Genomic DNA, 15,328 nt, shown 5'->3' on the forward strand with positions numbered 1-15,328 from the left:
CACCTAACATAAGATTATCCTTTGTTTAGTTTGCATAACAGTTTTCTAGATATATATCTAGAAAGGGGAGCACACATATTTAATGTTGCCTTCAGGTAACATTTTTCATTTTGATGCAAAGGAATAAAATGCATGACATCTTACTTGTTCCTGTTTAAGATACATAATAATTCATTTTGTGCAAGGATGGTCTTGAATTGAGGATATGTCTTATCGCGGATGCGACTTCGATACACACCTTACGGTGGGCAGAATATTTTGTTGATCAGGGCGATGAGGTTCATATCATCACATACGAACCACCAAAGAAAGAGCTAGAAGGAGTCAAGGTCCATATCATACGATCTATTTTCAATAATCTTTATCTTGATTTCTGTCCACGTCATTTGAGAATGTATTTACTCGTCAAAAAGATAAAACCTGACATTCTACACGCACATTTCATATCAAAGTTCGGTTTTCATGCAGCTTTCTTAGGTTACAGGCCACTGATAATGAGTGCTTGGGGTGGTGATATTTTGGTAGTACCTTATTGGTCCAAGTTGCTGTGGTACTTTACAGGTATATCGCTTAAGAGAGCAGATGTTGTTTATGGTGTTTCCAAAGACATATGCGGAAAAATCGTCAGTAATTTCGGAGTTCCTTCACCACGAGTAAAATTAGTTCCATTTGGTGTGGATACAAAACTTTTTCATCAAGCAGCTGGAAAAAAAGTTACAGGAGATACTAGTATTGTAATCCTTTCTAACAGGACCTTCTTAGATATATATAACATTGAAACCCTTATCAACTCAATACCTTTTGTAGTTGAAAAAAATCCAAATATCAAATTTGTGATCAAAGGTACCGGTCCCCTGGAGGATTCTCTGAAATCTCTTGTTCTGGAACTCGGTGTATCGGAATACGTGACTTTTATTGGTTGGGTCGAGTATCAAGAAATGGTTGGGTTATTGCATAATTGTGATATCTATGTTTCAACCGCTCTCTCAGATGGTACTCCTGTTTCGGTATTAGAGGCAATGGCATGTGCAAAACCATGCATTGTTACAGATGTAGGCGGTGTAAGTGAATGGATAGACGATGGATTAAATGGATGTCTTTTTACTCCTAGAAACCCTCAGGAACTAGCTCAAAAGATCCTCGAACTTGCTGCAGATCCTATTAAAAGAGAAAAACTTGGAATAAACGCTCACAAGGTCATAGAAGAAAGAGGAGATTGGTACAGAATAATGGAAGATGTAAGAGAGCAATATGAGGAATTGGTGAAAAAGCATGCAGTACAGTAATGCTGCTGTTACCGGCAGTACAGGGTTCATAGGTTCATATCTTACTGATAGATTAAGAGAAATGGGCATTAATGTCTTTGAAATATCCCGATCTTCAAGTCGGACCGACATTACTTCTTTGGATCAGGTAAAGAACATTCCTGCACAAGAAATTGTTTTCCATCTGGCAGGGATTACAAATATTTCTCTTTCTTTTGAAAACCCATATCATGCATACATTAACAATGTTGTTGGAACCTTGAACATGCTTGAGTGGTGCAGGATAAATAAAGTCCCTAAAATGGTATTCTTAAGCACTTTTGTATATGGTTTTCCTCAATATCTTCCCGTGGATGAAAAACACCCTGCAGCACCTACGAATCCATATTCCACCAGTAAACTTCTCGCCGAAGAATTATGTCAGGCGTATTGCCGGGATTATGGTCTTAACGTTGCTGTACTTCGCCTCTTTAACGTATATGGTCCAAGGCAGAAATCTGATTTTGTGATCCCACGTATTATCGAGCAATTACCGACAGGCAAGGTGAAATTAGGTGCCTCTGCTCCTAAACGAGATTTTGTTTATATAGATGACGTTGTTGATTCAATAGTCAATGCTTCGAGGTCAGAAATACGTGGCTTTGAGGTCTTTAATATTGGTAGTGGTATTAGTTATTCAATAAAAGAAATAGCATCAGAATTGTCTTCCCTCTATTTCAAAGAAACTGGTAATTATGTTTCTCTCAATTTTAGTGATGTTCTTAAAAAGGGAGACGTACTTGATACTATTGCAAACATTGAAAAAGCCAAGAATATATTGAACTGGTATCCAAAAACTGATATAAATGCAGGATTATTAAAAACACTTAGGGCGTATCTGGATGAACATAAAGAATAAAAATGTTGTAGTTACAGGTGCCGGTGGTTTTATTCCAAGCCACCTCACGGAAGAGCTAGTTAGAAGAGGTGCCAATGTAAAGGCTCTGGTACATTATAATTCCCGCAATGACAATGGTATGCTGAGATTAGCTGATCCGGAGCTTGTTGATAAAGTACAGATATCTCTTGGAGATATCACCGATCCATATTATGTAAAGCAAGTAACGAAAGATGCTGATGTGGTCTTCCATCTTGCTGCCCTTATTGGTATACCATATTCATACATAGCTCCTGAGCAATATGTCAATGTGAATATCAAAGGCACTTTAAATGTGCTTCAGGCAGCACTTGAGAATGGTGTGGACAAAGTGGTTCACACCTCAACCAGTGAAACCTACGGAACAGCTATCTACACACCAATTGATGAATCTCATCCCTTGCAGGGTCAATCCCCCTATTCTGCCTCTAAGATCGGCGCAGATAAGCTTGCTGAAAGTTATTATCTCTCTTTTGATCTGCCAGTGGCGACCATAAGACCTTTCAACACCTTTGGTCCCCGTCAGTCTGCAAGGGCAGTAATACCGACTATAATTTCTCAGGCATTGGTAAAAGATGAGATTCATGTGGGTTCTCTTGATCCGGTGAGGGATATGACGTTTGTAAAAGATACTGTCAATGGTTTTATTGCAGTGGCAACATCTGAAAGTTCTGTGGGCGAAGTCATAAATGTAGGTACAGGGAAGGGTCATACAATTGGCGATATTCTTAGTACTATTCTCAAGATAGTTGACAAGGAAAATATGAAAATTACAACAGATGTCCAACGTGTTAGGCCTGTAAAAAGTGAAGTAATGGAATTGATCTGTGATAATTCCAAGGCGAAAAAGTTGGCTGACTGGGAACCTCAGTACACTCTTGAGGAAGGTTTAAGATTGACCATAGATTGGTTTAAAGGACATAACAATCTGTATGATACGAAAGGATATGTGGTATAATGCAAGCTGTAATTCTTGCTGGCGGCAAAGGTAAGCGTTTGGCACCATACACCACCATTCTGCCAAAACCCTTGATGCCCATTGATGACATGCCAATTCTGGAGATTGTATTGCTCCAGCTTAAAAAGCATGGATTTACAAACATCGTTCTTGCTGTTGGCCATCTTGCAGGGCTGATACAGGCTTATTGTGGTGATGGTTCCAGATGGGGATTGAATATCACCTATTCGATGGAAAATGAACCTCTTGGTACTGCAGGACCTTTGTCTTTAATAGATGGTCTTGAAGAGAATTTTCTCGTAATGAATGGTGATCTATTAACCAATATTGATTATTCTGATCTGATGAAACTTCATTTAGAAAAAAATGCTCTTGCGACGGTTTCGATGTATAATAAGGATGTTCCTATTAGTCTTGGTGTGCTTAACTTAGATGATTCTGGAAATATTATTGATTACATTGAAAAACCGACTCTAACTTACAAAGTAAGCATGGGAATTTATATTTTGAACAGGAAAATACTTGATCACATTGAAAAGGGCAAATATCTTGATTTTCCAGTTCTTATAAAACAGTTGATAGAAGAAAATGAAAAAGTAGTTGGTTATGATTTTACCGGCTATTGGATGGATATAGGTCGTCATGAGGATTACTCGAAGGTGCTTGAAGAGTTTAATAGTATTAGGGATGAATTGTTGTAGTAAGGTATAAGCATGTCTATATTTAATGGCAAAAAGATACTTGTTACAGGTGGCACAGGTTCTCTGGGAAAAGAGCTTGTACGTCATCTTTTATGGAATGAACAGCCGGAAACTGTTAAAGTATTTGATGTCGATGAAACTGAGCAATTAGAGTTCCAACCTTCTGTATATGCTTAAGAGGCTTGTGAAACGCAGAGGATTTTTAATGCAACTCCTCATTCTCATATTGGCTAATAATACTAGTAAGTTAATTTACAGTATCTATGATTATTATATATACAGAAATGAACAAAACTTGAAACAATATTTTGTTCCTTGTTTATTTTGGCTCCTCTTTGAGGTAATGTTTTAATATCCGATCAAATATTCAATGTGAATTTTCAGAATTGCATCGTAGTCAATGATTTCTATGTCAAAAATTCAGACTCTAATCTCTCGAATAATGGGCATAAGCCCCATACAGCGCCAGAGTCTTATTTCCTTTTTCTGGCAAATAGCATTTACAGCCATAGGCTTTTTAAGTACTATTTATTTTGCACGGAGTGTAGGTGCTTCAATTCTAGGTGCATACTTCATTTTCTTATCATATACCGGAATTTTCAGTATGGTGTCAGATGGTGGTTTTGGAGGAGCTGCAGTCAAGCGTATAAGTGAAGGAGAAGAGCAGGATGCATATTTCACAGCATATTTTGTATTGCTTTTGATTTTTACTTCAATTACCTTGATCTTCTTGCTTGTATTTCGGGAATACTTTATCGACCTCAATGAGTCTGGTATGTTTGTGTGGTTAATCCTATCTTTATTGTTTTCTGTGATAGCAAGTTCCATATCCATCGGAGTTAATGGCACTGGTAAAATAGGAGTACGTATGACATGTGCTGGCATGGGTAACATTTCACGTATTATTTTCCAGGTTATGGGAATATACTTTGGATATGAGGTAGCAGGCCTTGCTGGTGGATTGATTGCAGGGACTCTCCTTGCAGCGGTGATTGAATTTCGATTTTTTGATTTAAATTTTGTTCCCTTCAAGTGGAAACATGTCAAAAGTTTATCCATGTTCTCTTTTTGGTTGTTCCTGACGTCAACTGGTTCACTGGTGTTCTCACAGTCTGATACGCTTATGATTGGTTATTATATGGATAATGCCGATGTAGGTGTCTATAGAATATCTCTTCAGTTCACAATGGTTGCAACTTTTGCTACCTATGCACTGCGTAATACTTTATGGCCCAGGGTTAGTAGATGGGGTAAGAATGGAGAGATAGAATCAGTACAGGCATCTTTGTCAAATGCAATCAGTTACTCTCTAATACTGGCAGTTCCTGTGCTCATTGGTGGCATATTATTGGGTGATAAATTGCTTTATTTGTTCTATGGTGCTGAATTTGCTAGAGGTTACTTTACATTGATTCTATTAATGGGTGTGCAGATCGTCAACATCTTTCAATATTTTTTCACAATGTATCTCGATGCTTTGGATAATCCAAAAGAATCATTTAAAGTTACACTGGTAGGTGTTGTTGCTAATATCGTGTTAAATGCGTTCCTGATTCCTATAATGGGTATAAGTGGTGCAGCAATAGCAACTCTTGTAACAATGGTATTGAATGCTGCGCTTGCCAAGCGTGCGTTATCTAGATTGATTATGATTAGATTGAAACATCGTAATATACTGAATATCATGAAGGCATCAATTCTGATGGGGATATTTGTTGGAGTATATCGCCTGCTTATCCCTTTATCCAATGTATGGGTTACGCTGCTGGCTGTTGTGATCGGTGGAGCAATATACTGTTTTTTGGTATTGAAATTTGATGATAATGTGTACGATGAAATGAGAAATATTGTAGAGGGGATGGGCATGGGAGGTGTATGGCCAGCATGGTTGTGAATTATTTTCTTTTACATATATTCCATTTTATATTCATACAATTGGAGTACTTTTTATGCTATATAATTATAATTTAATTCGTTAGGATATGTAGATAAGATCCGTACTGAAAAACAGAAGTGGAAGGTCTTCTGGGATGCTATTGGTCCCAGTAACATTAACTTCTCTTTTTCTAAAATACTAATATAGCAAAAATAATGTTGGTTGAAAGTTGCCACATTTTTTATGGGAGAGTATAGGAACCAGTTATCTTTAATACTTCTCTTTAATATATCTATAGATATGGTTTCGAACTATCTCTACTATTAAAATAGTTGTATACACTAAGGTTTAAAAAAAACTACTCGTCCTTGTTATTCCAGTTACCTATTATGTTACCTATTATGGGAGTGTATCAAAAAGTGTCTGACAAAAAGAATATCTGTGTAATTGTGGCTCTTTTAATCACAGGTGGATCTGATAACTTATTACTATCTCATCTATCTTATCTCATCCAACATGGATACAGTGTACATTTGTATTCAATTCGTCCAATGGATAAAAATAGCGTTTTATCTGACAAATTTAGAGATTATGGGATTTCACTAAAGGATTACAATATATTGACTAAGGTACTACTTCAAGCAACTAAATATGCTATCTATCTCCCTCTTTATTCTTTTCTTTTCCTCAGCAGAAGCTTGGGTTTATGTAAATATCCAATCTCGAAGACAAAAATTCAGGTGAGTATAGAAAATAGGCTCATATTTAAAATATGTATGCCAATATTATTCCTTCGGGTTATTCTTGACAATTTATATCATAAATTTAATATAATCTCCTCTTACCATTATTCTACTTATAGCGTTTCATACTATCTTCAGAAATCATTGAACATTCCAGCAGTATATACAGAAATATCATCTCCTATGTGGAGAAAGGACTGGCTGTCTAGAAAAAAATTAAGCAAATATCTAAATTCATTCAATAAAATCTTTGTACCGTCAAAAATAATAGGTAATGAATTGAGGGAATATGAAGGTTTGAATAAGGATTACATAACATTGCCTTTTATTATCCAAGAGTTGCCATACAATTTTAATCCTTCATCTAGAACAGCTGAAAGTTTTGGTGTTATTGCCAGATTATCTCGTGAAAAAAATCAGGATATATTGATCAAAGTGTTGAAAATAGTTGTAAGCTCAAAACCAAACGCCAAATTAATATTGATTGGTAGAGGAGAAGAAGAATCCAAATACAAATTATTAGTTGAGGAATTGCAACTTTTAAATAACGTGAAATTCATTCCGGGTTTTAATATAATCACTGAAATAATTGACGAAATCGATATTTTCGTACTATGTTCGGATGTCGAAGGAATGCCATTAGTTTTACTTGAAGCACTTTATTATGGAAAACCAATATTAGTGAATGATGTAGGTTCTACATCAGAATTAGTAATAAATAATTTCAACGGTTTCATCATAGACAAAAATAATTTAGATGATCTCGCTAAAAAAATACTTTTAATAATGGATGATACCAATTTATTTAATGACTTCTCAAATAACAGTAAAAAATTATATCATAGTACATATAGTCCTGCAGTAATACTTAATCACTTGTTAGATGAATATGATCAACTAAATTGATTATTTTCTGATTTCTGAGCTATAGTGTTTTATTGAAAAATTCAAGGTTTTTGCTTTTTATATCTTTAAGATGCATGATATTCTCAATAGTAGCGTCGACAAAATATCTAAAACCTAAATATGTTGTCTTAGAGGGATTTAATATAAAATTGAAAAAGCTGCGAATAAAATATCCTAATTGGCACCAAAAAAAAATTAGCTTGTTCTTATAAGTTAAGTCTATATTTTTATAGAAAAAATACAATGAATATGTTTGTTTCATAATAATTAGCTCTTTTTTTGGCAGTCTACCTGCATTTGAAGTTTTATGAATCAATTTAGCGTGAGGTGTAATTAATAATGAATTAGGATATTTTTTATAAATTCCATATGATAGGTCGACATCTTCTTTAAAAGAATACCTTCTAAGATTCTCATCAAAATTAAATTCTTCAAAAACTTTTCTCCTGTATGACTGATTTGCACCAGAAAGCCATTGGCATTTGGTAACCTCATTGATATTAGATGGATATAGGGTATTAGTAGAGGGAAGCACTTCACATTTGTTTTTATAATTAAAACTAAAGTAGAATAGTTTATGCATTATTGTCTTAATTCGCTCAACTATTATGTTCTCTTTAATTCCATTGACATTTTGTATAAATCCTTGAACACCTAGAGCATTAGGATATTCGTTATATGTATGCAAAATTTCTCTCAAATAGTTATCATCTAAAATTACATCATCATCTAAAAATAGAATAATATCTGCTATAGCTTTCTTTATTCCAATGTTTCTTGCTATTGTCAAACTTTTTCCACGCATATTTCTAATATATATCAATTCCACATTTTTTTCTTTAAATCCAATCCGCATATCTTCTATCAAAATTTTAATGTTATTTGTTTCACTGTCATCAACAATTATAATTTCAGTGATTAAATCTGTTTGTCTTAATAAAGAATTGAATAAGTCAGTCAGTTCAGCTACCCTATTATATGTTGGAATAATTATGGAAAACATTTATACCTCAATTGTATCCATAAAATGGATTAGCACTTAACAGTTGTCTTCGCTATTTACAGTCATATGTATTTTTTATTTTTAAATTTTGGTGTCTCAAAATAGGAAAGTGATTTGAGAAATTATTGATATCCCTATGTCAAAATGAAATCAATGTGTATAAGGATTCCAAACATTTATATATGCTCATTAGATTATCTATTGCTGCATAATTATATTACATTTCAAAGTGGTGAAAAAATGGGATTTTTATTATTGAAGCAAATTCTCTCTATAACCGTGCAGAATTTATTTATCAGTAAAAAGGTTCTATCTTGAAAATAGTAATTATCTTCGGCATTCTTGGAATGAGAGTTATGTACATCTAACTATAATATCTATTAGCTGGTGGATTATGAAAACCCTAATTCTTGCTGGGGGATTTGGTACAAGACTTGCGGAAGAAACGCATGCAATCCCTAAACCTATGGTAGAAATAGGCGGAAAACCCATATTATGGCATATTATGAAGTTGTATTCATTTTACGGGTATAATGACTTCATAATTCTTTTAGGTTACAAAGGTTACATTATAAAGGAATATTTTGCAAATTATTTCCTTCACCAAAGCGATGTAACAATCGACATCTCAAAAAATAAAATGGAAGTTCATCGTAACAAAAGTGAACCATGGACTGTCACACTTGTTGACACTGGACTGGACACAATGACAGGAGGTAGAATATTGAGAGCAAAGAGTTACGTTGGTAATGAAACTTTCATGCTGACTTATGGAGATGGAATTGCAGATGTTAACATTGAAAAACTTGTTTCATTCCATCGTTCTCATGGTCATCTGGTAACGGTAACCTCAGTGCAACCGGAGGGCCGTTATGGAGCTATATCTGCAGATAACACTGGAAGAGTGGAGCATTTTGCAGAGAAACCCGCAGGTGATGGTGCCTGGATCAATGCAGGTTTCTTTATTTGTGAGCCAGATATTTTTGATTATTTGAAAGATGGAGATGCGACTGTTTTTGAAAGAGAGCCACTTGAAAAACTGAGCGATGATAGGGAGATATTTGCCTACAAACATACAGGATTCTGGAAATGCATGGACACTTTACGCGATATGCAACAACTGAATCAGATGTGGAAGAATGGTAATAGCAAATGGAAGTTATGGGATTAAGATTAATATGGATTTAGCTTCAGCCTATAAAAATAAAAATGTCTTCATAACAGGTCACACTGGATTCAAAGGTTCATGGCTTTCATTATGGCTCTATAAAATGGGAGCAAATGTATTTGGATACTCTCTGCGACCAGACAATATTCCTAATAATTACACAGCATCCTGCGTGGGTGATGTACTTGCTGGGGAAACAATTGCCGATATACGCAACAAGAAATCACTGAAGGAAGCCATTAAAAAAGCAGATCCAGATTATGTATTCCATCTTGCTGCTCAGCCTTTAGTAAGAGAAAGTTACAATTGTCCCGTTGAGACGTTTGAGATAAACGTTATTGGTAGCCTGAATGTTCTTGATAGTTTACAGCAATATGAAAACCAATGTTCTGTGGTTATTGTTACAAGTGACAAGTGTTATGATAACAAAGAGCAGCTATGGGGATATCGTGAAAGTGATCCATTAGGTGGTCATGATCCATATAGTGCAAGTAAAGCAGCTGCAGAAATAGCTGTATCTTCATATCGAAAATCCTTTTTTCCAAGCGAATTTTTAGATGAACATGGAGTAAAAATCGCCACGGCTAGAGCCGGAAATGTTATTGGGGGAGGGGACTGGGCAAAAGACAGAATAATACCTGATGCAGTAAGAGCTTTGTCAAATGGAAAAAATGTCATAGTAAGAAATCCAAATTCTATTAGACCCTGGCAGCATGTCCTTGAACCGCTATCCGGTTATTTAACCTTAGCAGCAAAAATGTATGAAAGTAAAGATCCAGACCTTTTCTCACCATGGAATTTCGGACCGTGCTGCAGCGATGAATGCACTGTATCAGATCTTATGGATTTGTTTTGTGGAGAATGGGGTTGTGTTGCTTGGGAACATTTGTCTTCATCTAATACACCACATGAGGCTTCTGTCTTGCGTTTATGTATTGATAAAGCTGTTTACAAATTGAACTGGTCCCCCCGATGGAACCTCTTTGAGGCTATAAAAAGAACAGCTTCATGGTACAAAGAGTATTACAATAACAATACAAAATCAATGCAAAACACATGTTTTGCAGATATTGATGCATATATGGAAGTGTAATGATGATAATTGAAAAATTAGAACTTTCCGGTGCAGCAATTGTTCATGCAGAGCCCTTTGTTGATCATAGAGGTGTTTTTGCAAGATTTTTTTGTGAAAAGGAGCTTTCTGAAATTATTGACGATCGGCATTTTGTTAATCTCAATTTTTCCAAAACTCTTAAAAAGGGAGCTGTTAGAGGCCTTCATTTTCAGTATCCTCCCATAGCAGAAATGAAACTTGTGCGTTGTATTCGTGGTTCAGTTTATGATGTAATAGTTGATATTAGAAAAAATTCTCCTACTTTTTTGAAATGGTATGGTGTAGAACTTAGTGCTGAAAATATGAAAATGATATGCATTCCTGAGGGATTTGCTCATGGATTTCAAGCACTTGAAGAAAGTTCGGAATTGATATATCTTGTGAGCAGCTTTTATTCCCCTGAGTTTGAAGGTGGATTAAATTATAATGATCCTGTTTTAGGAATAAACTGGCCAGAAAATGTCACAGATATATCTGATAAAGATTCTAAGTATCCTTTTATTGAAGATAAATTTAATGGAATTGAAATATAGATGTGAAGTGTATTCGAATAGCATATCTTCATCTTTAGTTGTTCATAACATACTTTATTTGATATCTATTCAATAGTATTATAAATATGAATATGTGTGGTTTTATAGAATTAAATAATAAAGGAATATTTTATGAAGATTTTGGTTACAGGTGCTACAGGTTTTATAGGCCAACATGTAATCTCCAATTTATTAGCTGACGGACTACATGTAATTGCTACGTCAAGGAATGAAGAAAAGGCAAAAAAGTTTGATTGGTATAATGAAGTGGAATATTTTCAATGTGACTATCATAGACAATTATTGGACTATTATAATTATTTTGGGAGACCTGATGCACTTATTCATTTAGCTTGGAATGGTCTTCCTAAATACAATGATTCTTTTCATGTTGAAGAGAATCTTCCTGCAAATTGCAAGTTTCTTAAAAATTTTGTAGACAATAAAATCAAGAAATTAGTTGTTGCGGGAACTTGTTATGAATATGGTATGAAGAATGGCCCTCTATCTGAAGATTGCTGTACACTACCTGTAACTCAGTATGGACTTGCCAAGGATTCTCTCAGAAAATACCTTGAACTTATTCTTAGGGACAGCACTACTTCATTTAACTGGACTAGGCTTTTTTTCCTTTATGGGAAGGGCCAGAATCCTAGTTCATTGATGCCTCAACTCGAACAGGCTATAGCTAAGGGTGCAGAGGTGTTTAATATGTCGGGAGGAGAGCAGTTACGTGATTACTTACCTGTAGAGATAGTTGCGGAGTACATTTGCAGAATAACAGTGCAATTAAATATGGAGGGTATAGTTAACTGTTGCTCTGGAGAACCTATCTCTATTCGTCGACTAGTTGAAACATATTTATCAGAACATGGTTCAAATATTTCCCTCAATCTGGGGTATTATCCATATCCCGATTATGAACCTATGGCTTTTTGGGGCAATCCAACAAAGTTGAAAAAAATCATTGGGGATATATGATATGATCAATTTATGTCCAATATGTTCTTCAAATGAGAACACTGAGATTTTTCACGAAGACAATGTACCATTGTTTCAAAATAAAGTATATTCTTCTGAAAAAGATGCTAAACATGCTGAAAAAGGATTAATTAATCTATTTTTATGTAAGCATTGTGGATTCGTCTGGAATGGATCCTTTGATTCCAAAAGATTAGATTATAATTCGGATTATCAAAATGAACAATCACATTCTCCTGCATTTATGGAACATTTGTCTTCGGTAAAACAGATCATCGAAAAGAAAAAATCAAAAAGTTCACATATCATAGAAATCGGATGTGGGAAAGGTACTTTTTTGAATTTGCTTCAGAATTCTGGTTATTATAATTTAAGTGGTTTTGACCCATCTTATGAAGGTAATTCTAGTTATATTCAAAAATGTTATTATTCTCAAAATAACAAACATGGGCAAGTGGATTTATTTATTATGCGCCATGTTCTTGAACATATACCTGACCCATTAAATTTCTTAGAGAATATTAGTAGTCCAACTGAAAAAGAGAGTATGATCTACATCGAAGTCCCAGATTTTGAATGGATTGTCAAAAATGGCGCTTTTTGGGATATATCATATGAACACTGTAACTATTTCTCTCTGTCATTGTTTGAATCCATTCTTCCCAGTTGTGAAACAGGTTATCTGTTTGGAGATCAATATCTATATGCAATAGGTGATTTTAAAATTCATATTCCAGAAACTAACACTAAATATAGATATGATGCAAGTAAAACTCCACGATTTAATGAAAAAATGGAATATTGCAAAAGTTTTGTTAGTGAAAACTCAAATCTTGCTCTATGGGGTGCTGGGGCTAAAGGCGCAAACTTTGCGCGAATGGTCGATCCAAATTGCCAATATATAAAGTGTATTGTCGATATTAATCCTAAAAAACAAGGCAAGTATATTGCAGGAAGTGCACATCGGATAGTATCTCCAGATGAACTAAAAATGAGATATGAATATGATATTGAAGGTATAATTATAATGAATGAAAATTATTTGGAGGAGATAAAAAGAATGGTGAAACCGTGGACTGGAAAATTCTATACAGTTAATGAATATTTGGAAGAAGTATGAGGGAGGGAGCTAAATGGATACATTAAATGATTTTGAGAAAGAATGCATAAACAGAGTAAATAGTTATCCAACAAATGAAGACTTGCAGGAAGCAGCTGCTTCTTTTATGAATAATACAATTAATGCAAAATATTCCTATAATTTTTCTTGGATGGGCCGCCCAATTATCCAATATCCACAGGATATTCTGGCAATGCAGGAGATCATTTGGAATATTAAACCGGACCTTATTATTGAAACAGGTATTGCACATGGAGGTTCTCTAATATTTTATGCATCTATGCTTGAGCTTTTGGGAGAAAATGGGCTAGTTATTGGAATTGACATTGACATCCGTAAGCATAATCGTGTCGAAATTGAAAAACATCCGATGTTTAAAAGAATAAAAATGATTGAAGGTTCCAGTATTCATGAAGCAATTGTCGAAAAGCTGCGCATGGTAGCTGAAGGAAAAAAAGTATTGGTGTGTCTTGATTCAAACCATACTCATGAGCACGTGCTCCGCGAGCTTGAACTGTATGCACCACTTGTATCTGTCGGAAGTTATTGTGTGGTTTTTGATACGATTGTTGAAGATATGCCCACTGGTTCTTATCCAGATAGACCTTGGGACAAAGGAAATAATCCAAAGACAGCGGTTTATGAATTCTTGAAGAAAAACGATAATTTTGAGATTGATAAGAATATCGAGAACAAATTGTTAATTACTGTTGCTCCGGAAGGATATTTGAGGAGAGTAAAATAAATGGATAGTGAACCTCTTGTATCTGTAGGAATACCTTGCTATAACCGTCCGGAAGGATTAAGGCGAACTCTGGAGTGTATTACTGGGCAGACTTACAAGAATCTGGAAATCATTGTGTCTGATAATTGTTCACCAAATCCTGATGTTGAAAAGGTTGGGAGGGAATTTGAAAGCAAAGACTTGAGAGTGCGATATTGTAGGCAAAGTGTGGATATAGGCCTCTTTCCAAATTTTCAGTTTTTGGTAGAACAAGCAACTGGGACCTATTTTATGTGGGCAGCAGATGATGATTTATTAGATGAAAATTATATCGAATTGTTAATGGAGATTCATTATAAAAAGGAATACTCGCTTGTGGGAGCTAATTGGAATTTGGAAAGTCCTTCTGGTATAATTAAAAATTTAATAGATTTGCCAGATGTTTTTTGGGGTGAAATTAATCCAAATTATGGGGCATTAAAGCTTTTTCTTACAACGCCACATTTCAAAACATCAAAACAATCGCTAATTTACGGAATATACAACAGAGATAAATTGCTGGAATATTTTATCTCAAAAAGACAGGGATTTTTTCCAGATCTAATAGACATAGGCTCTGACCTCATTATAATTTATGCTATGATTTGTAATGGACCGGTATATGTCCTTAACAAGAAGATATGGATTCATCACATTGATTATGAAGTCACAGAACTTACTTTATATGGGAAGTTAAGAAAGGTCTTGGCCATATTCCGTAATATTTTGTTTAAAAAGAAAAAGTATCATCACGAAATTAATATGTACATCAGAGAAATTAAGGATCTTTCAGAAAAGTGTATTGATGGATCATCAGAGAGAATTATGTTGTATTTCTATATCGCATTATATAAATTAAAACTTAAATACTGGTATTATTTATGATCGTGCTTCAAAATTCCTATTATTCTTCTTTTTCGCTCTTGTAAACAATGAAAGCTCTATTCGTTATGATTTATTTCAGCAGGCATTTGGTTCAATAATGATCGAAAGATTATTGAGACTCTTGGTTTTTACCGTTTTTGCTTTCGATGAAGAACAAAAAAGAATTCAATATATAGAAAACAAACTTGAAATCATAGTATTATCGAAGATTTTAGAACACTCGCAGATTCTTTCTGAAATAATACCTGCTTTTGATTTATATTCTCTAAATAGGGTCCTCTGAGATTCCCTCTCTATTACAGCAATAATCATCCTTTTTTATGACCTCATAGGTGTATAATGCCTCCCCTTATAAAAGTACAGTCCATCTGATTTTTAAATCAGAATTAAAGCAGA

15 protein-coding genes are annotated in these 15,328 nt (G+C 34.6%); 14 read left to right on the plus strand and 1 reads right to left on the minus strand.

The window, feature by feature from the left end:
• Nucleotides 1-197: 197 nt before the first annotated feature.
• From ACC612_RS13420 to ACC612_RS13450, 7 genes are all read left to right on the plus strand, one after another.
• Nucleotides 198-1,286, plus strand: coding sequence for a glycosyltransferase family 4 protein (locus tag ACC612_RS13420; protein ID WP_371855092.1), 1,089 nt, complete (start codon nt 198-200; stop codon nt 1,284-1,286).
• Nucleotides 1,273-2,163 carry an NAD-dependent epimerase/dehydratase family protein gene (locus tag ACC612_RS13425; protein WP_371855093.1) on the plus strand — a complete coding sequence of 297 codons (891 nt, stop codon included), beginning with the start codon at nt 1,273-1,275 and terminating at the stop codon, nt 2,161-2,163. The genes ACC612_RS13420 and ACC612_RS13425 overlap by 14 nt, the downstream gene beginning before the upstream one ends.
• Nucleotides 2,147-3,139 carry an SDR family NAD(P)-dependent oxidoreductase gene (locus tag ACC612_RS13430; RefSeq protein WP_371855095.1) on the plus strand — a complete coding sequence of 331 codons (993 nt, stop codon included), beginning with the start codon at nt 2,147-2,149 and terminating at the stop codon, nt 3,137-3,139. Before ACC612_RS13425 ends, ACC612_RS13430 begins: the two co-directional genes overlap by 17 nt.
• On the plus strand, nt 3,139-3,840 hold the full coding sequence (locus ACC612_RS13435) for a sugar phosphate nucleotidyltransferase (protein WP_371855097.1): 702 nt from the start codon (nt 3,139-3,141) through the stop codon (nt 3,838-3,840). The genes ACC612_RS13430 and ACC612_RS13435 overlap by 1 nt, the downstream gene beginning before the upstream one ends.
• 12 nt (nt 3,841-3,852) lie before the next feature.
• Nucleotides 3,853-4,017 carry a polysaccharide biosynthesis protein gene (locus ACC612_RS13440; protein ID WP_371855098.1) on the plus strand — a complete coding sequence of 55 codons (165 nt, stop codon included), beginning with the start codon at nt 3,853-3,855 and terminating at the stop codon, nt 4,015-4,017.
• A 232-nt stretch (nt 4,018-4,249) separates the two neighbouring features.
• Entirely contained in the window at nt 4,250-5,734 is a 1,485-nt protein-coding gene (locus ACC612_RS13445; protein WP_371855099.1) for a flippase, read from the plus strand.
• 533 nt (nt 5,735-6,267) lie between these two features.
• Entirely contained in the window at nt 6,268-7,365 is a 1,098-nt protein-coding gene (locus ACC612_RS13450; protein ID WP_371855101.1) for a glycosyltransferase, read from the plus strand.
• Nucleotides 7,366-7,384: 19 nt separating this feature from the next.
• Here the strand turns inward: ACC612_RS13450 and ACC612_RS13455 are convergent, their stop codons facing one another.
• Nucleotides 7,385-8,368 carry a glycosyltransferase family 2 protein gene (locus ACC612_RS13455; RefSeq protein WP_371855102.1) on the minus strand — a complete coding sequence of 328 codons (984 nt, stop codon included), beginning with the start codon at nt 8,366-8,368 and terminating at the stop codon, nt 7,385-7,387.
• A gap of 394 nt (nt 8,369-8,762) precedes the next feature.
• Between ACC612_RS13455 and rfbF the strand changes: the two genes are divergently transcribed.
• The 7 genes from rfbF (at nt 8,763) to ACC612_RS13490 (ending at nt 14,932) form a co-directional block, all read left to right on the plus strand.
• Nucleotides 8,763-9,539 (plus strand): glucose-1-phosphate cytidylyltransferase, encoded by a 777-nt coding sequence (gene rfbF, locus ACC612_RS13460; protein WP_371855103.1) that lies wholly within the window; start codon nt 8,763-8,765, stop codon nt 9,537-9,539.
• Nucleotides 9,508-10,629, plus strand: a complete 1,122-nt coding sequence (rfbG, locus tag ACC612_RS13465) for a CDP-glucose 4,6-dehydratase (RefSeq protein WP_371855104.1) — start codon at nt 9,508-9,510, stop codon at nt 10,627-10,629. Before rfbF ends, rfbG begins: the two co-directional genes overlap by 32 nt.
• Before the next feature lie 2 nt (nt 10,630-10,631).
• Complete coding sequence (gene rfbC, locus ACC612_RS13470) at nt 10,632-11,183, plus strand: dTDP-4-dehydrorhamnose 3,5-epimerase (RefSeq protein ID WP_371855105.1); 552 nt, start codon at nt 10,632-10,634, stop codon at nt 11,181-11,183.
• A gap of 132 nt (nt 11,184-11,315) precedes the next feature.
• Entirely contained in the window at nt 11,316-12,164 is an 849-nt protein-coding gene (locus ACC612_RS13475) for an NAD-dependent epimerase/dehydratase family protein (protein WP_371855106.1), read from the plus strand.
• Between the two features lies 1 nt (nt 12,165).
• Entirely contained in the window at nt 12,166-13,284 is a 1,119-nt protein-coding gene (locus ACC612_RS13480; RefSeq protein WP_371855107.1) for a class I SAM-dependent methyltransferase, read from the plus strand.
• A gap of 13 nt (nt 13,285-13,297) precedes the next feature.
• The gene (locus tag ACC612_RS13485; protein WP_371855108.1) at nt 13,298-14,029 is read left to right on the plus strand and encodes a cephalosporin hydroxylase family protein; all 732 of its coding nucleotides are present in this window, start codon (nt 13,298-13,300) and stop codon (nt 14,027-14,029) included.
• On the plus strand, nt 14,030-14,932 hold the full coding sequence (locus ACC612_RS13490) for a glycosyltransferase family 2 protein (RefSeq protein WP_371855109.1): 903 nt from the start codon (nt 14,030-14,032) through the stop codon (nt 14,930-14,932).
• Nucleotides 14,933-15,328 lie beyond the last annotated feature (396 nt).

It is taken from the genome of Methanomethylovorans sp., from assembly GCF_041447285.1.
Classification (GTDB): domain Archaea; phylum Halobacteriota; class Methanosarcinia; order Methanosarcinales; family Methanosarcinaceae; genus Methanomethylovorans.